The sequence below is a fragment of the Nocardioides sp. Z50_6 genome, assembly GCF_058215755.1.
Genome location: NZ_JBZAJB010000009.1, coordinates 81,090 through 106,220 on the forward strand (window position 1 = coordinate 81,090; position 25,131 = coordinate 106,220).

General features: G+C 72.5%; 24 protein-coding genes. 16 read left to right on the top strand and 8 right to left on the bottom strand.

What is annotated here, in order from left to right:
- Window positions 1-108 precede the first annotated feature (108 nt).
- The 8 genes from AC4BGE_RS17240 to era are packed head-to-tail and all read left to right on the top strand — an operon-like array spanning window position 109 to window position 7,728.
- Complete coding sequence (locus tag AC4BGE_RS17240) at window positions 109-1,119, top strand: PhoH family protein (RefSeq protein ID WP_490576074.1); 1,011 nt, start codon at window positions 109-111, stop codon at window positions 1,117-1,119.
- Window positions 1,116-1,577 (top strand): rRNA maturation RNase YbeY, encoded by a 462-nt coding sequence (gene ybeY, locus AC4BGE_RS17245; RefSeq protein ID WP_490572430.1) that lies wholly within the window; start codon window positions 1,116-1,118, stop codon window positions 1,575-1,577. Before AC4BGE_RS17240 ends, ybeY begins: the two co-directional genes overlap by 4 nt.
- 25 nt (window positions 1,578-1,602) lie before the next feature.
- On the top strand, window positions 1,603-2,925 hold the full coding sequence (locus AC4BGE_RS17250; RefSeq protein ID WP_490572429.1) for a hemolysin family protein: 1,323 nt from the start codon (window positions 1,603-1,605) through the stop codon (window positions 2,923-2,925).
- Window positions 2,918-3,301 (top strand): cytidine deaminase, encoded by a 384-nt coding sequence (locus AC4BGE_RS17255; RefSeq protein WP_490576075.1) that lies wholly within the window; start codon window positions 2,918-2,920, stop codon window positions 3,299-3,301. The genes AC4BGE_RS17250 and AC4BGE_RS17255 overlap by 8 nt, the downstream gene beginning before the upstream one ends.
- A gap of 60 nt (window positions 3,302-3,361) precedes the next feature.
- Complete coding sequence (locus AC4BGE_RS17260) at window positions 3,362-4,732, top strand: FAD-binding oxidoreductase (RefSeq protein WP_490576076.1); 1,371 nt, start codon at window positions 3,362-3,364, stop codon at window positions 4,730-4,732.
- Window positions 4,729-6,012 carry a class I SAM-dependent methyltransferase gene (locus tag AC4BGE_RS17265; RefSeq protein ID WP_490576077.1) on the top strand — a complete coding sequence of 428 codons (1,284 nt, stop codon included), beginning with the start codon at window positions 4,729-4,731 and terminating at the stop codon, window positions 6,010-6,012. The genes AC4BGE_RS17260 and AC4BGE_RS17265 overlap by 4 nt, the downstream gene beginning before the upstream one ends.
- Before the next feature lie 13 nt (window positions 6,013-6,025).
- Window positions 6,026-6,802, top strand: coding sequence for a siderophore-interacting protein (locus AC4BGE_RS17270; RefSeq protein ID WP_490576078.1), 777 nt, complete (start codon window positions 6,026-6,028; stop codon window positions 6,800-6,802).
- Entirely contained in the window at window positions 6,799-7,728 is a 930-nt protein-coding gene (gene era / locus AC4BGE_RS17275; protein WP_490572424.1) for a GTPase Era, read from the top strand. The genes AC4BGE_RS17270 and era overlap by 4 nt, the downstream gene beginning before the upstream one ends.
- Before the next feature lie 24 nt (window positions 7,729-7,752).
- Here the strand turns inward: era and AC4BGE_RS17280 are convergent, their stop codons facing one another.
- Both AC4BGE_RS17280 and AC4BGE_RS17285 read right to left on the bottom strand, forming a co-directional pair.
- Window positions 7,753-8,586, bottom strand: a complete 834-nt coding sequence (locus AC4BGE_RS17280; RefSeq protein WP_490576079.1) for a septum formation family protein — start codon at window positions 8,584-8,586, stop codon at window positions 7,753-7,755.
- Between the two features lie 122 nt (window positions 8,587-8,708).
- Window positions 8,709-9,194, bottom strand: coding sequence for a flavodoxin family protein (locus AC4BGE_RS17285; RefSeq protein ID WP_490572422.1), 486 nt, complete (start codon window positions 9,192-9,194; stop codon window positions 8,709-8,711).
- A 177-nt stretch (window positions 9,195-9,371) separates the two neighbouring features.
- Here AC4BGE_RS17285 and leuA point away from each other — a divergent pair, with 177 nt between their 5' ends.
- Entirely contained in the window at window positions 9,372-11,141 is a 1,770-nt protein-coding gene (leuA, locus tag AC4BGE_RS17290; protein WP_490572421.1) for a 2-isopropylmalate synthase, read from the top strand.
- Window positions 11,142-11,178: 37 nt separating this feature from the next.
- On the opposite strand, the gene AC4BGE_RS17295 is transcribed toward leuA, so the two are convergent.
- Window positions 11,179-13,956, bottom strand: coding sequence for a PAS domain S-box protein (locus tag AC4BGE_RS17295; RefSeq protein ID WP_490576080.1), 2,778 nt, complete (start codon window positions 13,954-13,956; stop codon window positions 11,179-11,181).
- A gap of 77 nt (window positions 13,957-14,033) precedes the next feature.
- On the opposite strand from AC4BGE_RS17295, the gene AC4BGE_RS17300 reads away from it, so the two are divergent.
- Window positions 14,034-14,894, top strand: coding sequence for an alpha/beta fold hydrolase (locus AC4BGE_RS17300; RefSeq protein WP_490572419.1), 861 nt, complete (start codon window positions 14,034-14,036; stop codon window positions 14,892-14,894).
- Between the two features lie 29 nt (window positions 14,895-14,923).
- Entirely contained in the window at window positions 14,924-15,652 is a 729-nt protein-coding gene (gene recO, locus AC4BGE_RS17305) for a DNA repair protein RecO (RefSeq protein WP_490576081.1), read from the top strand.
- A 9-nt stretch (window positions 15,653-15,661) separates the two neighbouring features.
- On the opposite strand, the gene AC4BGE_RS17310 is transcribed toward recO, so the two are convergent.
- From AC4BGE_RS17310 to AC4BGE_RS17330, 5 genes are read right to left on the bottom strand one after another with little or no spacing between them, the layout of a single operon-like run.
- Window positions 15,662-16,438 (bottom strand): isoprenyl transferase, encoded by a 777-nt coding sequence (locus AC4BGE_RS17310; protein WP_490576082.1) that lies wholly within the window; start codon window positions 16,436-16,438, stop codon window positions 15,662-15,664.
- A gap of 9 nt (window positions 16,439-16,447) precedes the next feature.
- The gene (locus tag AC4BGE_RS17315) at window positions 16,448-16,900 is read right to left on the bottom strand and encodes a Fur family transcriptional regulator (RefSeq protein WP_490572416.1); all 453 of its coding nucleotides are present in this window, start codon (window positions 16,898-16,900) and stop codon (window positions 16,448-16,450) included.
- Complete coding sequence (locus tag AC4BGE_RS17320; protein ID WP_490572415.1) at window positions 16,887-17,906, bottom strand: metal ABC transporter permease; 1,020 nt, start codon at window positions 17,904-17,906, stop codon at window positions 16,887-16,889. The genes AC4BGE_RS17315 and AC4BGE_RS17320 overlap by 14 nt, the downstream gene beginning before the upstream one ends.
- Complete coding sequence (locus AC4BGE_RS17325) at window positions 17,903-18,712, bottom strand: metal ABC transporter ATP-binding protein (RefSeq protein WP_490572414.1); 810 nt, start codon at window positions 18,710-18,712, stop codon at window positions 17,903-17,905. The genes AC4BGE_RS17320 and AC4BGE_RS17325 overlap by 4 nt, the downstream gene beginning before the upstream one ends.
- Window positions 18,706-19,641: a metal ABC transporter substrate-binding protein gene (locus AC4BGE_RS17330; protein WP_490576083.1), complete on the bottom strand. Its 936-nt coding sequence runs from the start codon at window positions 19,639-19,641 to the stop codon at window positions 18,706-18,708. The genes AC4BGE_RS17325 and AC4BGE_RS17330 overlap by 7 nt, the downstream gene beginning before the upstream one ends.
- Before the next feature lie 80 nt (window positions 19,642-19,721).
- On the opposite strand from AC4BGE_RS17330, the gene AC4BGE_RS17335 reads away from it, so the two are divergent.
- The 5 genes from AC4BGE_RS17335 (at window position 19,722) to AC4BGE_RS17355 (ending at window position 25,130) form a co-directional block, all read left to right on the top strand.
- Window positions 19,722-20,042 carry an antibiotic biosynthesis monooxygenase family protein gene (locus AC4BGE_RS17335; protein ID WP_490576084.1) on the top strand — a complete coding sequence of 107 codons (321 nt, stop codon included), beginning with the start codon at window positions 19,722-19,724 and terminating at the stop codon, window positions 20,040-20,042.
- Window positions 20,043-20,089: 47 nt separating this feature from the next.
- The gene (locus AC4BGE_RS17340) at window positions 20,090-21,487 is read left to right on the top strand and encodes a glycine--tRNA ligase (protein ID WP_490576085.1); all 1,398 of its coding nucleotides are present in this window, start codon (window positions 20,090-20,092) and stop codon (window positions 21,485-21,487) included.
- 35 nt (window positions 21,488-21,522) lie between these two features.
- Window positions 21,523-22,671 carry a tRNA dihydrouridine synthase DusB gene (gene dusB, locus AC4BGE_RS17345; RefSeq protein ID WP_490572410.1) on the top strand — a complete coding sequence of 383 codons (1,149 nt, stop codon included), beginning with the start codon at window positions 21,523-21,525 and terminating at the stop codon, window positions 22,669-22,671.
- Between the two features lie 190 nt (window positions 22,672-22,861).
- On the top strand, window positions 22,862-23,794 hold the full coding sequence (locus AC4BGE_RS17350) for an SH3 domain-containing protein (protein ID WP_490576086.1): 933 nt from the start codon (window positions 22,862-22,864) through the stop codon (window positions 23,792-23,794).
- A 70-nt stretch (window positions 23,795-23,864) separates the two neighbouring features.
- On the top strand, window positions 23,865-25,130 hold the full coding sequence (locus AC4BGE_RS17355) for a deoxyguanosinetriphosphate triphosphohydrolase (protein WP_490576087.1): 1,266 nt from the start codon (window positions 23,865-23,867) through the stop codon (window positions 25,128-25,130).
- Window position 25,131 lies beyond the last annotated feature (1 nt).

Consider the following 25,131-nt stretch of genomic DNA (forward strand, 5'->3'; position numbering starts at 1 on the left):
CCCCGGCTCCCGCCGCTCGGGAGAAAGTGACTGGGGGCGGCACCCATGCTCGGCGTAGCATGGGTGCCGCCCACTCGTCGTCCCGGAAGGTCGCCCCACAGGGGATCCATGACTGACTCACCGCTCATCACCAAGCACACCGTCGTGGTGCCGAACAGCATCAACATGGTCAGCGTCCTGGGTCCGGGGGACGAGCACCTCGCCTTCATCGAGGAGTCCTTCGACACCGACGTCCACGTCCGCGGCAACCGGGTCACCTTCCACGGCGACGCCGCCGAGATCGCGCTGGCCGAGCGGCTCCTGGACGAGGTCGTCGCGATCCTGCGCACCGGCCAGGGCGTGACCATCGAGACCATCGAGCGCATCGTCTCGATGCTGCGTCAGGAGACCACCGAGCGCCCGGCCGACGTGCTGTCGCTCAACATCCTCTCCAACCGCGGTCGCACCATCCGCCCCAAGACGCTCAACCAGAAGCGCTACGTCGACTCCATCGACAAGCACACGATCACCTTCGGCATCGGCCCCGCCGGCACCGGGAAGACGTACCTGGCCATGGCCAAGGCGGTCCAGGCCCTGCAGACCAAGGCGGTCACCCGGATCATCCTCACCCGTCCCGCGGTGGAGGCCGGCGAGCGGCTGGGCTACCTGCCCGGCACGCTCAGCGAGAAGATCGATCCCTACCTGCGGCCGCTCTACGACGCGCTGCACGACATGATCGACCCCGAGACCATCCCCAAGCTGCTGGCGGCCGGGACGATCGAGGTGGCACCGCTGGCCTACATGCGCGGCCGGACGCTGAACGACGCGTTCATCATCCTCGACGAGGCCCAGAACACCTCCCCGGAGCAGATGAAGATGTTCCTGACCCGCCTCGGGTTCGGCTCCAAGATCGTGGTCACCGGTGACGTCACCCAGGTTGACCTGCCGGGCGGGGTCAAGTCGGGGCTCAAGGTCGTGGAGAGCATCCTGACCGGGGTCGAGGACGTCGTCTTCAACCGGCTCACCAGCCACGACGTGGTGCGCCACCGCCTCGTCGGCAAGATCGTCGCGGCCTACGACGAGTTCGACGCCCGTGTCGAGAGCGCGCCGCACGCCTCGGGCAAGGAGCGCCGCTCGTGACGATCGAGATCCTCAACGAGTCCGGTCACGAGCTCGACGTCCAGCGCCTGGCCTCCCTGAGCCGCTTCGTGATGGACAGCATGCGGGTGCACCCGATGGCCGAGCTCTGCATCAAGGCCGTCGACGAGGCCACGATCGCCGAGCTCAACGAGAAGTGGATGGAGAAGGAGGGCCCGACCGACGTGCTGGCCTTCCCGATGGACGAGCTGCGTCCCGGCCTGGTCGACGAGGAGCCGGAGGAGGGGGTGCTGGGCGACCTGGTGCTCTGCCCGGCGGTGGCCGAGCGCCAGGGCGAGGCCGCCGGCCACGGCACCACCGACGAGATCGAGCTGCTGACCGTGCACGGCATCCTCCACCTGCTGGGCTACGACCACGCGGAGCCCGAGGAGCACAAGGTGATGTTCGACCTGCAGGCCCAGCTCCTGGACCGCTGGCGCACCGCGCCTGCCGACCGGTGAGCGCCGCCACAGCGGGGGTGCCACGATGACCGAGCTCGCCTGGGCGCTGGGGGCCGCCGCGATGGTGCTGCTGGCCGGGGTCTTCTCGGCCGCCGACGCGGCGCTGAGCGGGTTCTCCCGGGCGCGCGCGGAGGAGCTCCTCGCCGAGGGGCGGACGCGGGCCCGGCGGGTGCTGCAGATCCTCGACGACTCCCCGCGCTACCTCAACACCGTGCTGATGCTGCGCTTGCTCTTCGAGGTCGGCGCGATCGTCGTGGTCACCCTGCTGCTGCACGACTTCTGGGACGGCGAGTGGTGGCCCACCCTGCTCTCGGCCCTGGGGACGATGCTGCTGATCTCCTTCGTCGTCATCGGCGTCGCGCCGCGGACGCTGGGGCGCCAGCACCACGTCAGCGTGGGTCTCGCCCTGGCCGGGCCGGTGGCGCTGGTGACCCGGATCCTGGGCCCGGTGCCCCAGCTGCTGATCCTGCTGGGCAACGCGATCACCCCGGGGCGCGGCTTCCGTCGCGGCCCCTTCTCCACCGAGACCGAGCTGCGCGAGCTCGTCGACCTGGCGGAGGCCTCCTCGGTGATCGAGGAGGGGGAGCGCAAGATGATCCACTCCGTCTTCCAGCTCGGCGACACCATCGCCCGCGAGGTGATGGTGCCCCGACCCGACATCGTCTACCTCGAGCGGCACAAGAACCTCCGCCAGGCGATGTCGCTGTTCCTGCGCAGCGGCTACTCGCGGGTCCCGGTGATCGAGGAGAACCTCGACGACATCGTGGGGATCGCCTACTTCAAGGACATCGTGCGGCGGGACTTCGAGGACCCCGACGTGGAGACGACCCAGCGCATCGACGAGCTGATGCGGCCGGTTTACCACGTGCCCGACTCCAAGCCCGCGGACGCGCTGCTCGCGGAGATGCAGGCCTCGCGCCAGCACATCGCGGTGGTCGTCGACGAGTACGGCGGCACCGCCGGCCTGGTCACCATCGAGGACGTCCTCGAGGAGATCGTGGGTGAGATCACCGACGAGTACGACGAGGCCGAGGTGCAGGTCGAGAGCACCCCGCACGGCACCCGGGTCTCCTCCCGCTTCCCCGTGGGCGACCTGGGGGAGGTCTTCGGGATCCACGTGATCGACGACGACGTCGACACGGTGTGGGGACTGATGGCCAAGCACCTGGGCAAGGTCCCGATCCCTGGGTCCGCGGTCGAGGTGCACGGCCTGCGCTTCGAGGCGGAGGGGCCCTCGGGGCGTCGGAACAAGGTGGGCACCGTCCTGGTCAACCGGGTGGCGGACGAGGACGACGAGGACGACGAGTCGGCCGTGGCGGCCGGGAGCGAGGGTGGATCCGATGGCTGAGAACGGCGGCGGACAGGTGCTGGAGGCCGAGGACGCCAAGCTGGTGACGCTGGCCCGGGCCACCCGCGCTCGGGTGGGTGCCGCGCAGGGCGCCGCGGTGCGCGACACCGACGGCCGGACCTACGCGGCCGCCAGCGTCGAGCTGCGGTCGCTGCGGCTCAGTGCGCTGCAGGTCGCGGTGGCGATGGCCCACTCCTCGGGCTCGCGGGGCCTGGAGGCCGCCGTCCTGCTCGGAGCCGACTCGCTGGGCGAGGAGGACCGCGCGGTCCTGGTCGAGTTCGCCTCGCCCGAGGTCGTCGTCCACCTGGGCGACATCCGGGGCACGGTCAGCGCCAGCGGCGCCGCGGCGGAGCTGGGCACGGTGCCGGGCGCCTGACACGGTCAGGCGGTGGTCAGGGGCTGTCGCGCGGGGCCGGAGCGCCCTAGCCTGTCGTAGGTGAGCCTTCTCGTGGCTCCTTCCGAGGGGCGCAGGCACCAGGCCGCGGTCGACCGACTGCGGGCCTCCTGGGCGGCCCTGCCACCCAACGCCCCGGTGCGGCTGAGCAAGAGGACGACGAACCTCTTCCGCCCCCGCGACGGCGCCTCCCAAGGGCTCGACGTCTCCGGCCTGGACGGGGTCCTCGCGGTCGACGCGGCCGGCATGACCGCCCAGGTGCAGGGCATGTGCACCTACGAGCGCCTGACCGCCGCCACGCTGCCGCACGGGCTGGCGCCGCTGGTGGTGCCCCAGCTGCGCACCATCACCCTGGGCGGGGCGGTGAGCGGCCTCGGCATCGAGGCGACCAGCTTCCGCAACGGCCTGCCCCACGAGTCGGTCACGGAGATGGACGTCCTCACCGGAGCCGGGGAGATCGTCACGGTCCGGCCGGGGGACGACCTCTTCGACGCCTTCCCCAACTCCTACGGCTCGCTCGGCTACGCCACCCGGCTGGAGATCGAGCTCGAGCGGGTGGGCGGGTTCGTCGCCCTGCGCCACGTCCGGTTCCACTCCGTCGACGACCTCGCGGCGGCGGTGGCGGAGGTGGTGGGCACCCGGCAGTGGCAGGGCGAGCAGGTGGACGCCATGGACGGCGTCGCCTTCGCGCCCGGAGACCTGCGGCTCACGCTGGCCCGCTACGACGCGGAGCCGGGGCCCACCTCGGACTACACCCGGGAGGCGGTCTACTACCGGTCCGTGCGGGGCCGCTCGGCCGACCTCCTCACCGCCCACGACTACCTGTGGCGCTGGGACACCGACTGGTTCTGGTGCTCGGCCGCGTTCGGGCTGGAGCGGCCGTGGGTGCGCCGGCTCTGGCCCCGTCGCCTGCGCCGCTCCGACGTCTACCAGCGACTCGTCGCGCTGGACCGCCGCTACGGGGTGGTGGACCGGCTGGACCGTCGGGCGGGGCGGCCGGCCCGGGAGCGGGTGGTCCAGGACGTCGAGGTCCCGCTCGAGCGCCTCGGCGAGTTCCTCGGCTGGTTCGACGCCGAGGTGGGCATGCGGCCGGTCTGGCTCTGCCCGCTGCGCCTGCGCTCCCCGCGCCCCTGGCCGACCTATCCGCTGCGACCGGGCACGACGTACGTCAACCTCGGCTTCTGGGGGACCGTCCCGGTGGGTCCGGGTGCCGCCGAGGCCCCGGTCAACCGCGCCGTGGAGCGGGCGGTCGCGGAGCTGGGCGGCCACAAGTCCCTCTACTCCGAGGCGTTCTACGACCGCGAGACGTTCGACAGCCTCTACGGGGGCGACGTGCTCGCCGCCGTGAAGGCGACGTACGACCCACAGGACCGGCTCACCCCCCTGTACGACAAGGCGGTACGACGACGATGACTGCGACCATGCCCCGCACCATGACGATCGCCGAGGCGGTCGAGTCGCTGATGCGCGACGAGCTCCCCCTGCGGTTCACCGCCTACGACGGCAGCGCGACCGGGCCCGAGGACTCGCCGCTGGGCCTGCACCTGCGCGCCGAGCGCGGGCTCTCCTACCTCCTCACGGCGCCCGGTGACCTCGGTCTGGCCCGCGCCTACGTCGCCGGGGACCTCGAGATGGAGGGTGTCCATCCGGGGGACCCCTACGACCTGCTCGCGCTGCTGCTGGACCGCACCGGGTTCCGCGTCCCCGGAGCGACCGAGAGGATGCCGCTGCTCCGCTCCCTCGGGCTCGCCCACCTGGTCCCGCCCAAGCCGCCGCCGGAGGAGCACCTGCCCCGGTGGCGCCGGGCCGTCGAGGGACTGCGGCACACCAGGGCCCGGGACGCCGCGGTCATCGAGCACCACTACGACGTCTCCAACCGCTTCTACGAGAGCGTGCTCGGCCCCTCCATGACCTACACCTGCGCCCTCTACCCGGAGGCCACCTCGACGCTGGAGGAGGCACAGGCGGCCAAGCACGAGCTGGTGGCGAGCAAGCTGGGGCTCACCGCGGGCCAGCGGCTGCTCGACACCGGCTGCGGGTGGGGCGGGATGGCGATGCACGCCGCCCGCGAGCACGGGGTGAGCGTCCTGGCGGTGACGCTCTCCGCGCAGCAGGCCGCCTGGGCACGTCACCGCGTCGAGGAGGCCGGTCTCGGTCACCTCGTACAGGTGCGGCACCAGGACTACCGCGAGGTCTCCGAGACGGGGTTCGACGCGATCTCGTCCATCGGCCTGACCGAGCACATCGGCGTGCGCAACTACCCGTCCTACTTCCGTCACCTGCACGACCGGCTGCGGCCCGGGGGGCGGCTCCTCAACCACTGCATCACCCGGCCGCACAACCGGCGCGCCGAGACGGGGGCGTTCATCGACCGCTACGTCTTCCCCGACGGGGAGCTGACGGGGGTGGGGCGCATCGTCACCGAGGCCCAGAACGCCGGCCTGGAGCTGCAGCACGTGGAGAACCTGCGCGAGCACTACGCCCTGACGCTGCGGGACTGGTGCGCCAACCTGCGCGAGCACTGGGACGAGTGCGTCGCGGAGTCCGGCGCCGGCACCGCGCGGGTGTGGGGCCTCTACATGGCCGGGTCCCGGCTGGGCTTCGAGCGCAACACCGTCGAGCTGCACCAGGCGCTGCTCACCCGCACCGAGCCCAGTGCCCCCGGGGGATTGGGGCTGGGGTCCCACTGGTGACTAGCCTGAGCGGGTGAGCACCCGCGCCGAGCACTACACCGCCCAGGTGCTGAGCCGTGAGCAGCTCTCGCCGCACCTGGTGCGTCTCGTGCTGGGCGGCCCGGGGCTGGCCGGCTTCGAGACCACCGGGGTCCCCGACGAGTGGGTGGGCCTGGTGGTGCCCGGCCAGTTCCAGAGCCGCTACTACACGGTCCGGTCCTGGGACGGCTCCCAGCTGGTGCTCGACGTGGTGGTGCACGAGACGGGACTGGTCACCGAGTGGGCGCGGGGCGACTGCGCGGGCGACACCGTCACCGTCACCGAGCCGAAGGCGTCCTTCGCCCCGCCGCCGGGCGCGCAGTGGCTGGTGCTGGCCGGCGACCTGACGGCCGTGCCGGCGATTGCGCGGATCGCGGAGTCGCGGCCGGACCTTCAGACCCACGTCCTGGCCGAGGTCTCCGACGACCTGGCCGACTACCTGCCCGCTCACGTGCACGTCACCTGGCTCGCCCCGCCGGCCGAGGGCGAGAGCCGGCTGGCGAGCGTGGTCGAGTCCCTGGAATGGCCCCCGGGTGAGGGCTACTTCTGGATGGCGGGGGAGTCCGCCCAGATGCGGGCGATCCGCAAGCACCTCATGCGCGTGGTGCGGATGCCCTCGAGCCACTACGACGTGATGGGCTACTGGCGGTCGACCGCCGGGCGCCAGCCGAGGTCCGTTGACCCAGGACCGATCCACCGGGCGGGGATCGCCGCCGGCAAGAGCGACCAGGAGATCTGGGCGGACTACGACGCCGCCCGGGAGGACACATGACAGAGACCACCCCGGCCCACCGCAGCGGCTTCGTGTCGTTCGTCGGCCGTCCCAACGCGGGCAAGTCGACCCTGACCAACGCCCTGGTCGGCAGCAAGGTGGTGATCACCTCCTCCAAGCCACAGACCACCCGCACCGTGGTCCGGGGCATCGTGCACCGTCCCGACGCCCAGCTGATCCTGGTCGACACCCCGGGACTGCACCGTCCCCGCACCCTGCTCGGCGAGCGCCTCAACGACCTGGTCAAGACGACCTGGGCCGAGGTGGACGTGGTGGCGGTCTGCTTCCCGGCCAACGAGAAGATCGGCCCCGGCGACCGGTTCATCGTCAAGGAGCTCGGCAAGGTGAGGCGCACCGTCAAGGTCGCCATCGCCACCAAGACCGATCTGGCCACCCCCGAGCAGATCGGCGAGCACCTGCTCGCCATCCAGGCGCTGGGCGAGGAGACGGGCACCGAGTGGGCCGAGATCGTCCCCGTCTCGGCGCTCGCCGGCAGCCAGGTCGGCCTCCTCGCCGACCTGCTCGTCGGGCTGCTCCCGGAAGGGCCGCAGCTCTACCCCGACGGCGACCTGACCGACGCCCCGGAGGAGATCCTGGTGGCCGAGCTGATCCGTGAGGCGGCGCTGGAGGGCGTGCGCGACGAGCTCCCGCACTCGATCGCGGTGACGGTCGAGGAGATGAACCTGCGTGAGGACCGGCCCGAGGACAAGCCGCTGCTCGACATCCACGCCAACCTCTACGTCGAGCGGGACTCCCAGAAGGGGATCATGATCGGCCACAAGGGCGCCCGCCTGCGCGACGTCGGCCGGGCCGCCCGGCTCCAGATCGAGGCGCTGCTCGGCACCCCGGTCTACCTGGACCTGCACGTCAAGATCGCCAAGGACTGGCAGCGCGACCCCAGGCAGCTGCGCAAGCTCGGCTTCTAGTCCCGCTGCCGGCGCGACGGTCCCCTAGTCGGTGACGGCGGTCCAGCAGAGGCCGTGGTGCCGGCCCGCGCGCCACTGCTCCCGGGTCGGGCGCTCCTCGGCCCAGGAGAAGTCCAGGGGGTCGTCGGCGCGCTCGCGAGCCGCCTCGGTGCACGGGCCGTCCATCAGCCGCTTCGTGCGGGCGGCCCCGGGATAGCGCCCGTCGCCCAGGTCGACGCTGGCCACCGCCCGCCAGGTGTGCCGGCGCGAGCAGGGGACGCGCCGGGACGCGCGGGTGCCCGGCTCGGCGGTGGCGCAGGTGGCGAAGGCGTCGCGCCGCCCAGGGTCGTCGAGGATCCCGGCCAGCGCGCCCGGGGCCGGCAGCGGGACCAGGGAGCGGTCGGGCCCGGGCGCGACCACGTCGCAGCGCAGCCAGCGGGCACCCCGCTCGGCCTCCTCCACCGTGGGGGTGAACCACACGGTGGTGAGCATGCTGAGCCGGAGCTGCTCCTCGGTGCCGCCCAGGTGGCGACGCAGGCGTCGCGAGCAGGTCTGGGCCGCCTGGCGCTGGACGCGGGGTGCGTCGACCCGCAGCCGGCGGCCCCGGTGGCGCAGGTCGAGCTTGCCGACGTGGAAGGTCACCGAGGTGTGCTTGCGCCGGCACGGCACGGCGGGGCGGTCGACGACCGCGGCCAGGGCATCGCGGTGGCGCAGCCGGTAGCACCGGCCGGCCCGCGGCGGCTTGGGTCGTTCCTGCGCCGCCGCGCTGCCGGCAGCGCTGGGGGAGTCGGAGTCGGCCGGGTCGGACCCGCCGCCCCCTGAGCAGCCCGACAGGAGCAGGAGCAGCAGGCAGCCGACCGTGAGCGCCCGGCGGGTCATCCGGCCTCCACCGGCACCGGTGCGGGGTGTCGCGTGGGCGGGAGAGTCGTCACGATGTTCACCGCTCCCGACACTAGCGCGGACGCCCTCCGGCGGCGGGGCGTTCCCAGCCCGTCGCCTGCCTAGCCCATCAGCAGGGCCGCGACCGTTCCCCCGAGCTCGTAGGCCGCCTCGCGATGACCGTCGTCCACGTCGCCGAGGACCTCCACCACCTCCGCCGCCTGCCGCCAGGGGAGGGCGCCGACGATCGACTGCACCGAGCGGACCGCCCCCGTGGTGTCGTAGCGCCCGTGGACCAGTAGGCCGTAGGGCTTCCGCCCGCCCTCCGCGGCACCGGCTGCGCCGTCGTCGGTGAGCGCGCCGCCGGCCTCGAGGAAGACGGAGTCGAAGAAGTGCTTCAGGGCGCCCGACATGTAGCCGAAGTTGGCCGGGGTGACCAGGAGGTAGCCGTCGGCGGCCAGCACCTCGGCCGCGCTCGCCTCGAGGGCCGGACGCACCGTCACCTCGACGCCCTCGATCGCCTCGTCGCGCGTCCCGGCCACCACGGCGTCCGTCAGTCGACGGACCGACGGTGTGGGGGAGTGGTGGACGATCAGCAGGCGGGCCATGGGCCCGAGACTAGGACGACCGCCCGCCCCGGGAGGTCGATGGGCTAGGGTGTGGGCGTCATGACGAGCTCTCTTCTCCTCCTTCGCCGCCGCAACGAGGCCTGACCCACCGGCCACCTCGTTGCGGAGTGCGTGCTGCGTGCCGGTCGCCCCATCTCCTGCGACGAGAGAGAAACCATGACTGACCTGAGCAACACCCACAACCGGCAGCGCCCCACCCCGATGCCGTTCGAGCGCTACCGGCCGTTCGTCCCCGTCGACCTGCCCGACCGGACGTGGCCGACCCGCAAGATCGAGCGCGCCCCGAGGTGGCTCTCCACCGACCTGCGCGACGGCAACCAGGCCCTGATCGACCCGATGACCCCGGCCCGCAAGCACGCGATGTTCGAGCTGCTGGTCAAGATGGGCTACAAGGAGATCGAGGTCGGCTTCCCGAGCGCCAGCCAGACCGACTTCGACTTCGTGCGCGAGCTGATCGAGCAGGACCGGATCCCGGACGACGTGCAGATCTCGGTGCTGACCCAGGCGCGTGAGGACCTCATCGAGCGCACGGTGCAGTCGCTGGTCGGGGCGGACCGGGCGACCGTCCACCTCTACAACGCGACCGCCCCGCTCTTCCAGCGGGTGGTCTTCCAGGTCACCCCCGACGAGTGCCGCAGCATTGCCACCCGGGGGACCGAGCTGGTCGTCAAGTACGCCGAGGAGCTGCTCGGGGACGTCGTCGGCTCCGGGAGCTTCGGCTACCAGTACAGCCCCGAGATCTTCACCCAGTCCGACACCGACTTCGCGCTCGAGGTGTGCGAGGCCGTCTCCGACGTGTGGCAGCCGGAGGCGGGCCGCGAGATCATCCTCAACCTGCCGGCGACCGTGGAGATGTCCACGCCCAACACCTACGCCGACCAGATCGAGTACTTCTCCCGCGGGCTGACCCGCCGGGAGCACAGCGCGATCAGCCTGCACCCGCACAACGACCGAGGCACCGCGGTGGCCGCCACCGAGCTCGGCCTGATGGCGGGGGCGGACCGGGTGGAGGGCTGTCTCTTCGGCCACGGGGAGCGCACCGGCAACGTCGACCTCGTCACCCTGGCGATGAACCTCTTCAGCCAGGGGGTGGACCCGCAGGTCGACCTCTCCGACATCGACGAGGTGCGCCGCACCGTCGAGTACTGCACCAACCTGCCGGTCCACCCGCGACACCCCTACGCCGGCGACCTCGTCTACACCGCCTTCTCCGGGTCGCACCAGGACGCGATCAAGAAGGGGCTGGAGGACCTCCAGCGCCGCGCCGCCCAGCAGGGCGTCCCGGTCCAGCAGATGCCGTGGGAGGCGCCGTACCTGCCGATCGACCCCAAGGACGTGGGCCGCAGCTACGAGGCGGTCATCCGGGTCAACAGCCAGTCCGGCAAGGGCGGCGTGGCCTACCTGCTGAAGGCCGAGCACAACCTGGACCTGCCGCGGCGCGCCCAGATCGAGTTCAGCCGGGTGATCCAGCAGCGCACCGACGCCGAGGGCGGCGAGGTCACGCCCGACGAGATCTGGTCGGTCTTCCGCAGCGAGTACCTGGACCGGACCTCCCCGCTGTCGCTCAACTCCGTCCACACCTCCTCCGCCGCGGGGGAGAAGGACCGGTTGAGCGTCAAGGTCTACGTCGACGGCGCCGAGCGCACCCTGGAGGGCATCGGCAACGGGCCCATCAACGCCTTCACCAACGCCCTCAACGACCTGGTCGCCGAGGAGCAGGCCAAGGGCAACCCCGACTACGCCGACCGCGGTGACGTGCGCGTGCTGGACTACCACGAGCACGCGCTCTCCGCCGGCGGGGACGCGATCGCCGCCGCCTACGTGGAGTGCGCCGTCGGCGACCAGATCCTGTGGGGCGTCGCCCTGGACGCCAACATCGTCACCGCCTCCCTCAAGGCCGTGATCAGCGCGGTGAACCGGGCCTGAGCGCCACCCCCACAGGCCGGGCCGGCGCGGCCCGGCCTCAGGGGGAGCTGACGGGCAGCCGCACCGTGACGGTGGTCCCCGCCAGGTGCGCCGACTCCAGCGTCACCGTCCCCCCGTGGGAGGTGACGATGGCGTGGACGATCGACAGGCCGAGTCCCGTGCCCTGGATGTGGCGTGACTGGGCCGTCGTGCTGCGCCAGAAGCGCGTGAAGAGGTTGCTCTGCTCCTCGCGCGGGATGCCGAGACCGGTGTCGGCCACGGTGAGGACGGCCGTGTCGTCCTCCACGGCCAGGGAGCAGGTCACCCGTCCCCGCGCCTCGGTGAACTTCATCGCGTTGCTGAGCAGGTTCTCCAGGGCGCGCTCGAGCTGGGACCAGTCCCCGTCGACGAGCACCGGCTCGTCGGGGCGGTCGAAGCAGAGGGTGAGGCGCCGGGCGGCCTCCGACGCGGCGGCGCTGTGCTCGAGCGCGTCGACGAGGTCGACCAGGTCGATCCTGGACCGCTCCCACCCGGGTACGTCGTCGGCGATGCCGTTGAGGGCCAGCAGGTTGTCGACGAGGGTCACCAGTCGCTCGCCGTTGCGGTTGATCGCGTCGACCACCGGGGTCTGCTGCTCGGGGATCTCCCCGAAGTCGCCGTCCTGGAGCAGCTCGGTGTAGCCGACGATGCTGGCCACCGGGGTCCTCAGCTCGTGGCTGACGGTGGAGACGAACTCGTCCTTGGCCGAGTCGAGGTTGCGCAGGCGCTCGACGACCATCCGCTCCTTCTCCAGGGCGGTGGCCAGCATCTCCTGGGTCCGGCGCGACTCGGTCACGTCGGTGGCCACGCACAGGTAGCCGATCAGCGAGGAGCTGTGGTCGGTGACCCGGGTCAACGACATCGAGACCAGGGCCCGGCTGCCGTCCGAGCGTCGCCAGGACCAGTCCTGCGACGGCGCGTCGACGAGCTGGTGCAGCAGGGTCAGGAACGAGGGGGAGGAGCCGTGCTCGTGCGCCCAGGCGGCGAGCTCGTCGGGGACGAGGAGGTCGACGAAGGGGGTGCCGATCATCTCGAAGGGGGCCACGGCGAGCAGCTTCTGCGCGCCGGCGTTGAAGAGGGTGATCCGACCCTCGAGGTCGACCCCGATCATGGCCGTGTCGAGCGCCGCGGCGAGCAGGTGCTGGGTCATCTCGGAGGCGTTGAGCTCGGCGGTGATGTCGATCCCGGTCATCACCACGTAGGAGGCCTGGCCCTCGGGGTCGGTGGCGATCCCGCTGGTCCAGGCGAGCCGGCGCTCCCGCCCCTCCCCGTCGAGCAGGACCCCGTCGATGCTGGCGGGGACGTCGGGCAGGCCGCCCCCCGAGAACAGCTCGCGTGCCAGGTCGCGGTGCTCGGGCATCACGAGCACGTCCCAGACCGGCCGCCCGACCAGCTTCTCGACGGGCATCCCCAGCAGCCTGCCGAGGGCGGGGTTGGCCCGGACCAGGGTGCCCTGCAGGTCGCTCACCACGATCACGCAGGCGGTGGTGGCCAAGGTGATGTCGGTGAGCCGCCGCTCCGCGTCGAGGTCGGCGCGCGCCTCCCGCTCGCTGGTCAGGTCGAGGAGCTGGGCGTTGAACATGGGCTCGCCGGAGGAGCCCGAGAGCCTGGTGATGCTGAGCAGCACCTGACGCTCGGGGCGGTGGCGGATGCGACCCTCGCCCCGCCACCCGGTGACTCCTGGGGCAGCCATCTGGGCGGCGATGTCGGTCAGGGAGGTCTCGGTGCGGAGGATCTTGTCGAGGGGACGCCCCACCACCTCACCGCGCTCGAGGCCCAGCAGGGTCGTGGTCTGCTGGTTGGCGTCGTAGACCGTGAAGCGGTCCCGGTCCATCCGCAGGACGAGCATCGCCACCAGGGACTCGGAGAAGTTGCGCTGGAAGAGGTCGCTGCTGGCCCGCAGCCGCTCGGTCAGGCGCAGCGTCTGCTCCACGTTGAGGGCCAGCGGCACGCAGATGAGCACCAGGCAGATGAGGAAGGTCTGGAGGAGCGAGGTGGCGTCCATCCGGTCGAGCGCGGGCCCCCCGATGCGTACGGCGAACGGACCCTGGCCCCGGGTGGTGGCCGCGGAGGCGACCACGGCCATCACGACGACCTCGACCGCGACCACCCGGAGCCCGAACCTGAAGGCGGCCCACACCAGGAAGGGGAACGGGACGAAGGTCATGGCCAGCACGTTGCCGAAGCCGAAGACGACGAGGGCCGCGAGGGTGACCCCGGTGGTCTGCAGGACCAGCTCCCAGAGCCGGATCGGCATCAGGGGCAGGCGCAGGCTGAGCAGGACGGGGGCGATCACCAGGATCGAGGCCGCGTGCGAGGAGCAGATCGCGAGCAGGTAGTGCCGCGGACTGTCGCCCCCGCCGGCCAGGGGCACGATCAGCGCCGCCACGACCCCGCCCACGGCGCTGGTCAGGGCCGTCGCCCCGACCAGGCGCAGGAAGTCGGTCTGGTCGGCGAGGACGGCGAGCCCGCCGTGACGCAGGCGCATGACCAGGGCGAAGACGACCGCCTCCAGCCCCACCAGGAGGCTGAGGACCAGGGCGAGGGGCACCGGGCGGTCACCGGCCAGGTTGGCGCCGGCGTTGGCGAGCACCACCAGGGGGACGGTCCACCACCACCAGCGACGCGGGGTCACCACCACGAGGGTGCACGCGATGCCGACCGGCGGCCACCAGGTGACCAGCGCGGACGAGCCGGCCGACGAGATGGTCAGGGTCAGGATGCCCGTGGCCAGGATGAGCACGACGAGTCCGAGCACGGTGCTGCGCCGCTCGAGCTCGCGGACTCGCGTGGACATGGGCACAGTGTTCCAGTCAGGCGGCCCGTTGGTGGGCATTCCTCGGTACTCGCGCCCACGGTCGCTAGATTGCCCTCATGTTGGTCTCTGAGCGGATCGGTCAGCTCTTCCTGCCGTCGGGGGACCGACTGGAGTTCACCGAGTACGGCGGAGGCGAGCGGTGGGTGGTGCTGCTCCACGGCGAGCTGCTCTCCCGGCGGATGCACCAGCCCCTGGCCAGGACCCTGGCGGCCGAGGGATTCCACGTGGTCACCCTCGACCTGCTCGGCCACGGCCGCTCCGACCGGCCGGCAGACCCCCTGGCCTACTCGGTGACCGCCTTCGGCGAGCAGGTGGTGGCCCTGCTCGACCACCTCGGAGCCGCGCGGGCGCTGGTCGGCGGTGTCTCCCTGGGGGCCAACGTGGCCCTGGAGGTGGCGGTGCAGGCACCCGAGCGGGTGCGGGGGCTGCTGCTGGAGGCGCCGCTGCTCGACAACGGGTTCGCCGCCGCCCTGGCCTGCTTCGCGCCGCTGATGGTCGGCGCGCGGGTGGCGCCGGCGGTCTTCTCGGGGGTGCGCAAGGCGAGCCGGGCGGTGCCCCGGGGCCTCGTCCCCTTCTGGGTGGGGGTGGCCCTGGACACCGGCAACCAGCGAGCCGACTCGGTCGCCGCAATGCTCCACGGGGTGCTCTTCGGCCGCCTCGCCCCGGACGCCGCGCAGCGCCGGGCCGTCACCGCCCCGGCCCTGGTCCTGTCCCACCGCGGCGACCCGGCCAGGCCCCTGGCGGACGCCCGGATGCTGACCCAGGAGCTGCCCCAGGCCCGCCTGGTGCGGACCCGGGGCCCATGGGAGTGGCGGCTCGAGCCCGCCCGGATGGACGCCGAGGCGCTCTCCTTCGCGCTGGACGTCTGGGAGGCCCGCGGGACGCGCCGTACCCGCAGGCGCAGCAGCAGCCGCTGATCACCGGCCCCGTCGGGCACAATGGTCCGGTGCCCCTGTACCGCGACGAGGCGGTCGTCCTGCGCACCCACAAGCTGGGGGAGGCCGACCGCATCATCACCCTGCTGACCCGCCAGCACGGGCTGGTGCGGGCGGTGGCCAAGGGCGTACGCCGGACCAGCTCCCGGTGGGGCTCCCGGCTGGAGCCCTTCACCCACGTCGACCTCCAGCTCGCCGAGGGACGCTCGCTGGACGTGATCACCCAGGCGGAGACGCTGACGCCCTTCCACTCCCGGCTGGGGCTGGACTACGACCGCTACACCGCGGGCACCGTCATGCTGGAGACCGCCCAGCGGCTGGTGGTGGAGGAGCGGGAGCCGGCGGTGCAGCAGTTCCTGCTCCTGGTGGGAGGTCTGCGGGCGATGGTGTCGGGGGAGCACGCGCCCGGGCAGGTCCTCGACTCCTACCTCCTGCGCTCCCTGTCGGTGGCGGGCTACGCGCCCTCCTTCGACCACTGCGTGCGGTGCGGCACCGAGGGTCCGCACCGGTTCTTCAGCCCCGCCGCCGGGGGCGCGCTCTGCACCCTGTGCAAGCTGCCGGGGTCGGCGACCCCGGCGCCGGAGACCCTGCGGCTGCTCGGCGCGCTGCTCGCCGGCGACTGGCCGGTCGTGCACGCGGCCGAGCCGCGTCACCTGCGGGAGGCCAGCGGCCTGGTCTCGGCCTACCTGGCCTGGCACGTCGAGCGAGGACTGCGCTCCCTGGAGCACGTGGAGCGCTGAGCGGCCAGGTCAGGCCGACCCGTACCGCCGGTCGCGGCGGGCGTACTCCTCCACGGCGGCCCACAGGTGGGTCCGGTCGACGTCGGGCCACAGCACGTCGGAGAAGACGAACTCGCTGTAGGCCGACTGCCAGGTCATGTAGTTGGACAGACGCTGCTCGCCCGAGGTGCGCCACACCATGTCGGCCTCCGACCACTCCGGCACGTAGAGGTGGCGGGCGATGGTCCGCTCGTCGATCCGGTCCGGGTTGAGGCGGCCGGCCGCGACCTCGCGGCCGATGGCCCGGACCGCGTCGGCGATCTCCGCCCGGCCCCCGTAGTTGACGCACATGGTCAGCGTCAGCACGTCGTTGTCCCGGGTGAGCTCCTCGGCGGTCTTCAGCTCCTTGATCACCGACCGCCACAGACGGGGGGCCCGGCCGGCCCACCTGACCCGCACCCCGAGCTCGTGCATCTCGTCGCGCCGGCGGCGGATGACGTCGCGGTTGAAGCCCATGAGGAAGCGCACCTCCTCGGGCGAGCGGGACCAGTTCTCGGTGGAGAAGGCGTAGGCCGAGATCGCCTTCACGCCGATCTCGATGGCGCCCTCGACCACGTCGAACAGGGAGCTCTCGCCCTGCTCGTGGCCGCGGGTGCGCGGCAGGCCCCGCTCCCTGGCCCACCGGCCGTTGCCGTCCATCACGACCGCGACGTGACGCGGCACCAGCTCGGCCGGGACGGCCGGGGGCCGGGCGCCCGAGGGATGGGGGGTCGGACGTCGGACCTCACGCTTCGCACCGGGACGCACAGCGGGAGCCTAGCCGCCGGACCCGGTGTGGTCGTCGTCGCCGGCCGGCGCGGTCAGGCAGGCCGGGCAGGTCCCGAAGATCTCCAGCTCGTGGCTGAGGTCGGCATAGCCGTGCTCGCGCGCGATGGCCTGGGTCCAGCGCTCCACCGCCGGGCCCTCCACCTCCACCGTGGCCCCGCACCCGCGGCAGACGAGGTGGTGGTGGTGGGTGGCCGAGCAGCGCCGGTACATCGCCTCGCCGTCCTCGTTGCGCAGCACGTCGACCGCGCCCGCGTCGGCGAGGGCGGCCAGGGTGCGGTAGACGGTGGCCAGGCCCACCTTCTCCCCTCGGGCCCGAAGCAGGTCGTGGATCTGCTGGGCGGAGCGGAAGTCGTCGAACGTGGCGAGGGTCTCCGAGACGGCCGTCCGCTGCCGGGTGGGGCGCAGGCCGGGCTCGGGCCGGGTGCTGTCAGTGCTCGTCATAGTGGGCCTCGTGCGGTGCGTGCCGGTGTCCGTCGTGCAGGTAGTCGACGTGGTCGCCGTGCGCCACCCCGCGGTGACCGCAACCCTCGCCGTGCCGGTGCGGGTGGTCCTCGGGGCGCAGGTGGGCCGCGTCCTGCGGCTCCGGCCCCTCGTCGACGAAGGGGAGACGGAGCCGCTGGCGTCGGCGCAGCAGCGCCCCGACCGGCCAGGTGAGCCCGAACAGCAGCAGGCTCAGCAGCACGATGGACGCGCCGGGGGCCACGTCGGCGCGGTAGGAGGCGGCGGCCGCGATCACCAGGCCGCCGAAGGAGGCGGCCAGGCCCACGCCCATCGCCAGCACCAGGGTGGCGCGGAACGAGCGGGCCAGCTGTTGTGCGGTGGCCACCGGCACCACCATCAGCGCCGAGACCAGCAGCAGGCCCACGGTGCGCATCGCGACGGTCACCGAGACCGCGGCCAGCACCGCGACGAGGAGGTTGTAGCCCCGGACCCGGAGCCCGGCGACCCGGGCGAACTCCTGGTCCTGGGAGACGGCGAAGAGCTGGGGTGAGAGACCCAGGCAGAGCACGGTCAGCACCACGGCGAAGGCGAGGGTGAAGACGACGTCCCCGCGGGAGACGCTGAGCAGGGAGCCGAAGAGGTACTGCTGCAGACGCGCGGTGCTCTCCCCGCCGACGCCGGCCACGAAGATGCCGCCGGCCAGCCCGCCGTAGAAGAGCAGCGCCAGGGCGAGGTCGCCGTTGGTGTTGCCGCGCTCACGGATCACCTCGATCGCCACCGCGCCGAGCACGGCCGCGAGCACCGCGGTCCAGGTCGGGGAGAAGCCGGTGACCAGGCCGATCGCGACGCCGGTGACCGCGACGTGGCCGAGGCCGTCGCCCATCAGGGACATCCGGCGCTGCACCAGGTAGGTGCCGACCGCGGGGACGGCGAGGCCGGTGAAGATCGCCGCCAGCAGGGCGCGCTGCATGAAGGGCAGGGAGAACAGCTCGAGAAGGTCGTTCATCGGTCGCCCTCCGGCGGGTCCAGGGGCGAGGCGACGAAGGGGACGTGGTCCTGCTGGGGCTCGACGTGGTGGTGGGTGTGCGCCTCGCCGAGATGGGGGGAGTGCACCTCGTGGTCGTCCAGGGGGGCGCCGTCGTAGGCGATCCGGCCGCTGCGCATCACCACGGCGCGGTCCACCAGCGGGCGCATCGGGCCCAGCTCGTGGGCGACCAGGATGATCGTCGCGCCGCGTCGCGCAAGGGTGCGCAGCGCGTCGGCGAGCGCCTCCTGGTGGGGCAGGTCCACCCCGGCCGTCGGCTCGTCGAGCAGGAAGAGCTCCGGCTCGCCGGCCAGCGCCCGGGCGATCAGCGCGCGTTGCTGCTGCCCCCCGGAGAGGGCGGTGATCCCGGTGCGGGACAGCTGCTCGAGGCCGACCACCTGCAGGGCGTCCTCGATCACCTGGCGGTCGTGGCGGCCCAGGGGCCGGAAGAGGCGCCGCCGGGTGAGCCGGCCGGAGGCGACCACCTCCCAGACCGAGGCGGGCACGCCCGAGCCGGCCCCGGCGCGCTGCGGGACGAAGCCCACCCGGTGCCAGTCGCGGAAGGTCGCGAGCGGGGTGCCGAACAGGGACGCCGAGCCGGCGGCCAGGGGGCGCAGGCCGGTGGTGGCGCGCACCAGGGTGGACTTGCCGGAGCCGTTGGCGCCCATCAGGGCGACGAACTCCCCGGTCCGCACGGTGAGATCGACGCCGCGCACCACCGGGCGGCCGTCGATGGACACCGACACGTTGCGCAGCTCGACCGGCGGCTGGCCGGGGTCGCTCAGCATCCGTCGGCCCGCCGGAGCGCCGCGAGGTTGTCGCGCATCAGGGAGAGGTAGTCGGCCCCCGCGCTGCTGTCGGCCAGCCCTTCGATCGGGTCGAGGGTGTCGGTGGTCAGCCCGGTGTCCTCGGCCAGGGTGCGGGCCGGCGCCGCGGAGCCCAGGGTCTCGCTGAAGACGGTGGTGAGTCCTTCTTCGCGGATCAGCTCCTGGAGGTGCTGGAGGTCGGCGGCCGTGGGCTCGGCGTCGGGGGAGAGGCCGGCGATCGGCTCGAACTCCAGCCCGTACTTGCGCAGGTAGCCGAAGGCGTCGTGGCTCACCACCACCACGTTGCGCTCGCACCCGGCCAGCCCGTCGGCGTACTCCTGGTCCAGCTCCTCCAGCCGGCTGCGGAGCCGAGCCGCGCCGGCGGCGTACTCCTCGGCGCCCTCGGGGTCGACCTGCGCGAGCTCGTCGGCCACGGCGTCGCCCAGGTCGGCCATCAGCAGCGGGTCGAGCCAGAAGTGGGGGTCGTCCTCGCCGTGGTCGTGCCCCTGGTCGGCGTGGTCGCCGGCGTGCTCGTGGTCGTGGCCCTCGGCGGCGGGGGCCAGGTCGATGACGTCCTCGACGTCGAGGACGGCGCCCTCGGCGTTCTGCTCGGCCGCCTCCTCCACCTCGGGCTGGAGGGCGGCGTGGGTGAGCACCAGGTCGGCCGAGGCGAGGTCCGCGGTCTTCTCGATCGTCAGCCCGCCGTCGTGCGCCTCCTGGCCCGGCTTGGTCAGGTTGACCACGTCGGCCCGGTCTCCGGCGACCTGCTCGGCGACCCAGGCCAGGGGGTAGAACCCGGCGGCCACCTCGACGGGGGCGTCCGCGGCCCGGCCCTGGTCGTCCGAGGTGCCGCACCCGGCGGCGAGGAGGGCGGTCGGGAGCAGCAGTGCGAGGGTGGTGCGAGTGTTCATGAGAACCATTCTCACACCGGTCGCCAGCGCGTGCCACCTCGGGCCCCACCCCCGGGTCGGCCGGCGCCTAGGCTGGCCCGGTGATCGTGATCAACAGGTTCCAGGTGCCCGCCCAGGCCGCGGAGCAGTTCCGCGACGACCTCCAGCGCGCGCTGGAGACCCTGGCGCAGCGGCCGGGCTACGTCCGCGGCGGCGTCGGCCGCAACCTCGACGACCCGGAGCTGTGGGTGCTGCACAGCGAGTGGCGCGACGTGGGCTCCTACCGCCGCGCGCTCTCCTCCTACGAGGTCAAGCTCACCGCCGTCCCGGTGCTGAGCCGGGCCATCGACGAGCCCAGCGCCTACGAGACCGTGCTGCCGGGAGCCGCCCTCAACGAGGCGCGGAGCCGCTCGATACCCTGATCCTTCGAGGTCGGCAGCCAGCCGGCCGTGCGCTCAGGAGCTCACCCGTGGCCAAGCCGCCCCCCACGCCCGTCGACAACGTCGTCTCGCTCGCCAAGCGGCGGGGCTTCGTCTACCCCTGCGGGGAGATCTACGGCGGCACCCGGTCGGCCTGGGACTACGGCCCGCTCGGTGTCGAGCTCAAGGAGAACATCAAGCGGCAGTGGTGGCGCTCGGTGGTGCAGCGCCGCCAGGACGTCGTCGGCCTCGACTCCAGCATCATCCTCCCGCGTCAGACCTGGGAGGCCTCCGGCCACGTCGACACCTTCAACGACCCGCTGACCGAGTGCCAGTCGTGCCACAAGCGCTACCGCGCCGACCACCTCCAGGAGGCGTACGCGGAGAAGAAGGGCCTCGACGACCCCGACGCCGTCGACCTGCGCGAGGTCGCCTGCGCCAACTGCGGCACCCGTGGCGCGTGGACGGAGCCGCGCCAGTTCTCCGGGATGCTCAAGACCCACCTCGGTGTCACCGAGGACGAGTCCGGCATGCACTACCTGCGTCCCGAGACCGCGCAGGGCATCTTCCTCAACTTCGCCAACGTGGTGACCTCGAGCCGGATGAAGCCCCCGTTCGGCATCGCCCAGATCGGCAAGAGCTTCCGCAACGAGATCACGCCGGGCAACTTCATCTTCCGCACCCGCGAGTTCGAGCAGATGGAGATGGAGTTCTTCGTCAAGCCCGGCGAGGACGAGGAGTGGCACCAGTACTGGATCGACGAGCGCACCCGCTGGTACACCGACCTCGGGATCAACCCCGACAACCTGCGCCACTTCGAGCACCCGAAGGAGAAGCTGAGCCACTACTCCAAGCGGACCGTCGACATCGAGTACCGCTTCCGGTTCGCCGGCTCGGAGTGGGGCGAGCTCGAGGGGGTGGCCAACCGCACCGACTTCGACCTGACCACCCACTCCCAGCACTCCGGCCAGGACCTGAGCTACTTCGACCAGGCGGCCAACGAGCGCTACGTCCCCTACGTCATCGAGCCGGCAGCGGGCCTCTCCCGCAGCCTGATGACCTTCCTGGTCGACGCCTACGCCGAGGACGAGGCGCCCAACACCAAGGGCGGCGTGGACAAGCGCACCGTGCTGCGGCTGGACCCGCGGCTGGCTCCGGTCAAGGTCGCGGTGCTCCCGCTGAGCCGCAACGCCGACCTGAGCCCCAAGGCCAAGGGCCTGGCCGCCGAGCTGCGGGAGAACTGGAACGTCGAGTTCGACGACTCCGGCGCGATCGGCCGGCGCTACCGCCGCCAGGACGAGATCGGCACGCCGTACTGCGTGACCGTCGACTTCGACACCCTCGAGGACGGCGCGGTCACGGTGCGCGAGCGCGACTCGATGAACCAGGAGCGGATCAGCCTGGACGGGATCACCCGCTACTTCGCCGAGCGGCTGCTCGGCTGCTGACGACCGCGTCCACCGCAGCGAGGAAGGAGGGCCCGGTGCTCGACCCCGCCCTGCCCACCGAGCTGGTCCTGGGGGACCTCAGGATCGCGACCCCGGTCGTGCTCGCCCCGATGGCCGGGATCACCAACGCCGCCTACCGCCGCCTCTGCGCCGAGCAGGGGGCGGGGCTCTACGTCTGCGAGATGATCACCTCCCGCGGGCTGGTCGAGGGCGACGAGACGACCCGGAAGATGCTGGTCTTCGACGAGCTGGAGACGGTCCGCTCGGTCCAGCTCTACGGCACCGACCCCGGCTACGTCGGCAAGGCCGCCGAGATCCTGTGCGCCGAGTACGGCGTGCACCACGTCGACCTCAACTTCGGCTGCCCGGTGCCCAAGGTCACCCGCAAGGGCGGTGGCGGAGCCCTGCCGTGGAAGCGGGGGCTGCTCGCGGAGATCCTCGAGGCCGCGGTGGCGGCGACCGCGCCGTACGGCGTGCCGGTCACCATGAAGACCCGCAAGGGGCTCGACGAGGACCACCTCACCTACCTCGACGCCGGCCGCATCGCCCAGGAGGCGGGGGTGGCCGCGATCGCGCTCCACGGGCGCACCGTGGAGCAGGCCTACTCCGGCGCGGCCGACTGGGAGGCCATCGCCCGCCTGGTCGAGCACGTCGACATCCCGGTCCTCGGCAACGGGGACGTGTGGGAGGCGGGCGACGCCGTGCGGATGGTGCGCGAGACGGGTGCGGCGGGAGTGGTCGTGGGCCGGGGCTGCCTGGGGCGGCCGTGGCTCTTCAGGGACCTGGCCGCGGCCTTCTCCCAGACGCCGGTCGAGACGACGCTGCCCACCCTCGGCGAGGTGCGGACGATGATGCGGCGCCACGCGGAGCTGCTCTGCCAGCACATGGGGGAGGAGCGCGGGTGCAAGGAGTTCCGCAAGCACGTCAGCTGGTACCTCAAGGGCTTCCGGGCCGGCGGGCCGCTTCGGCACTCCCTGGCCCTGGTCGACTCCCTGGCCGCGCTCGACCGGCTGCTCGAGGAGCTGGACCCGGACGAGCGCTTCCCGGTCACCGAGCTGGGGGCGCCGCGGGGTCGTCAGGGGTCGCCCCGCAAGCGGGTGGTGCTTCCCGAGGGCTGGCTCGACGACACCGACGGACGGGGCGGCCACGTCCGGGAGGACGCCGACGAGGCCACCGGCGGGTGACGCCCGGGCCGGGTGTGAGCGGTGGCGCGGGTCCGTCGTCCGGATAGCGGAGGGTGAGGGGAGACACCCTGAGACAGGCAGTTGAAATGTCTAGATCTGGCCGACAGTGTGCTTGACTCATCGACCGCGCCGCCCGTGCACGATCTGCACGCCGGCACGACCTGTCAGCAACAGCAAAGGAACAAACGCTGTGGCAAAGCATCGCCACAAGCGGGAGACCAATGCCCGCACCCCCCTGGCCCGAGCCGCTCTCTTCGCGGCACCGGTCGCCTTCTTGACCACCACCTCCGCTGTCGCTCTCGGCGTCGTGTCGCAGCACCCCGACCCGTCCCGCGACCTGCTCGCCGGTACCTCGATCGGCGGTGTCGTCGAACTCCCGGAGCGCTCCGCCCCGGTCACCCGCAGCGGGTCCCGCACCGGCGACGGGACTCAGACGGCCAAGCAGGCGGCCAAGAAGGCCGCAAAGAAGGCCGCCAAGCGGGCGGCCCGCAAGGCGGACCAGAGGAAGGGGGCCGCCCAGGCCCGCCAGCGCCAGGCCCAGGTGACGGCCCTGGCCGTCCAGCAGGCCGACACCCGGCTGTGGACCACCGAGGCCCTGAACCTGTGGACCGACGCCGGGGCATCCGCCGAGAAGACGGGCGTCCTGGACTCCGGGGAGCGGGTCCTGGTCACCGGACGTTCCCAGGAGGGCCGGGTCGAGGTCGTCGTCGACGGCACGTCGCGCTGGGTCACCGCCGGCTACCTCGACGAGGAGAGGCCCGTGGCCGGCATCGGCGGCGACTGCCGCAACGGCACCTCGGTGCCGTCCGGGGTCGACCCCGACATCACGAAGGTCCACCAGGCCGTGTGTGCCCGGTTCCCGCAGATCACCTCCTACGGCACCTTCCGCAGCGACGGCGAGCACGGCCAGGGCCGGGCCGTCGACGTGATGGTGAGCGGTGCCCTCGGCTGGGAGATCGCGGAGTACCTGCGCGCCAACTACGTCGGGCTCGGCATCGAGTACCTCATCTACGCGCAGAAGATCTGGTCGGTGGACCGGGCGGGCGAGGGCTGGCGGGGCATGTCGAACCGCGGCTCGACCACCGCCAACCACTACGACCACGTGCACGTCACGGTCTACTGAGCCGGCCTCGCGCCCGGCCTCTCCCGCCCGCGGGGTCGTGCGTCGGCGGCGGCCGGTAACGTCGCGTCCGATGGAGCACCTGTACGACGAAGCCGCGCGCGAGCGGCTCGTTCCCGAGCCGCCCAAGAGGGTCGACGCCCCCGTCCGCATGCCCTTCGAGCGCGACCGCGCCCGAGTGGTGCACGCGGCCGCCAGCCGACGGCTGGCGGCCAAGACGCAGGTGATGGGTCCGCAGACCGACGACTTCGTGCGCAACCGGCTCACCCACAGCCTCGAGGTCGCCCAGGTGGCACGTGACCTGGCCAAGGCGCTGGGCTGCCACCCCGACCTGGCCGAGACCGCGGCGCTCGCGCACGACCTGGGCCATCCGCCGTTCGGTCACAACGGCGAGCGGGTGCTGGCCGAGCTGAGCCAGGCATGCGGCGGGTTCGAGGGCAACGCCCAGACGCTGCGGCTCCTCACCCGGCTGGAGGCTAAGACCTTCGACGCCGAGGGGGCCAGCGTGGGTCTCAACCTGACCCGGGCCACCCTCGACGCCTGCACCAAATATCCCTGGACGCGCGAGTCGGCCCAGCCGCCGGCCGGCGTCCACGGCGACGGCACTCCCCGGGTGGTGGTCAAGTTCGGCGTCTACACCGACGACCTCGGGGTCTTCGAGTGGATGCGGCGAGGCGTGAGCGGCACCCGTCAGTGCCTCGAGGCCCAGGTGATGGACCTCGCCGACGACGTCGCCTACTCCGTCCACGACGTCGAGGACGGCGTGGTCGCCGGTCGGGTCGACCTGACCCGGCTGGATCGCGACGCGCTCTGGGAGACCGTGCGCGGGTGGTACACCCCGGACGCCACCGACGACGTGCTCGACGACGTGCTCGCGGGGCTGCGGGCCCAGGAGAGCTGGCCCACCGCCGCCTACGACCACGGCCGACGCGGGCTGGCCTCGCTCAAGAACCTCACCAGCGACCTGATCGGGCGCTTCTGCGGCAGCGTCCAGCAGGCGACGTTCGCGGCCTCGGGGGGCCCGTTCGTGCGCTACCGCGGCGACCTGGTGGTGCCGGAGCGGACCCGCCTCGAGATCGCCGTGCTCAAGGGGATCGCCGCGCACTACGTGATGAGCGCCGACGACCGGGTCGCGCTGATGGTCCGGCAGCGCGAGCTGATGGCCGAGCTCGTCGAGACCCTCCTGGCGCGGGGGCCGGACGCACTCGACCGCCCTTTCGCCGAGGACTGGGAAAGGGCGGTCGACGAGGCGGGCCGCCTCCGGGTCGTCATCGACCAGGTGGCCTCGCTGACCGACTCGAGCGCGGTCTCACGGTTGGCCGCCCTGGCCGGTAGCTGAA

Coding starts and splice junctions, on each gene's coding strand:
- AC4BGE_RS17240 (WP_490576074.1), top strand. CDS start 109: ATGACTGACTCACCGCTCATCACCAAGCACACCGTCGTGGTGCCGAAC.
- AC4BGE_RS17250 (WP_490572429.1), top strand. CDS start 1,603: ATGACCGAGCTCGCCTGGGCGCTGGGGGCCGCCGCGATGGTGCTGCTG.
- AC4BGE_RS17255 (WP_490576075.1), top strand. CDS start 2,918: ATGGCTGAGAACGGCGGCGGACAGGTGCTGGAGGCCGAGGACGCCAAG.
- AC4BGE_RS17265 (WP_490576077.1), top strand. CDS start 4,729: ATGACTGCGACCATGCCCCGCACCATGACGATCGCCGAGGCGGTCGAG.
- era (WP_490572424.1), top strand. CDS start 6,799: ATGACAGAGACCACCCCGGCCCACCGCAGCGGCTTCGTGTCGTTCGTC.
- AC4BGE_RS17280 (WP_490576079.1), bottom strand. CDS start 8,586: ATGACCCGCCGGGCGCTCACGGTCGGCTGCCTGCTGCTCCTGCTCCTG.
- AC4BGE_RS17285 (WP_490572422.1), bottom strand. CDS start 9,194: ATGGCCCGCCTGCTGATCGTCCACCACTCCCCCACACCGTCGGTCCGT.
- leuA (WP_490572421.1), top strand. CDS start 9,372: ATGACTGACCTGAGCAACACCCACAACCGGCAGCGCCCCACCCCGATG.
- AC4BGE_RS17295 (WP_490576080.1), bottom strand. CDS start 13,956: ATGTCCACGCGAGTCCGCGAGCTCGAGCGGCGCAGCACCGTGCTCGGA.
- AC4BGE_RS17300 (WP_490572419.1), top strand. CDS start 14,034: ATGTTGGTCTCTGAGCGGATCGGTCAGCTCTTCCTGCCGTCGGGGGAC.
- AC4BGE_RS17315 (WP_490572416.1), bottom strand. CDS start 16,900: ATGACGAGCACTGACAGCACCCGGCCCGAGCCCGGCCTGCGCCCCACC.
- AC4BGE_RS17320 (WP_490572415.1), bottom strand. CDS start 17,906: ATGAACGACCTTCTCGAGCTGTTCTCCCTGCCCTTCATGCAGCGCGCC.
- AC4BGE_RS17325 (WP_490572414.1), bottom strand. CDS start 18,712: ATGCTGAGCGACCCCGGCCAGCCGCCGGTCGAGCTGCGCAACGTGTCG.
- AC4BGE_RS17330 (WP_490576083.1), bottom strand. CDS start 19,641: ATGAACACTCGCACCACCCTCGCACTGCTGCTCCCGACCGCCCTCCTC.
- AC4BGE_RS17355 (WP_490576087.1), top strand. CDS start 23,865: ATGGAGCACCTGTACGACGAAGCCGCGCGCGAGCGGCTCGTTCCCGAG.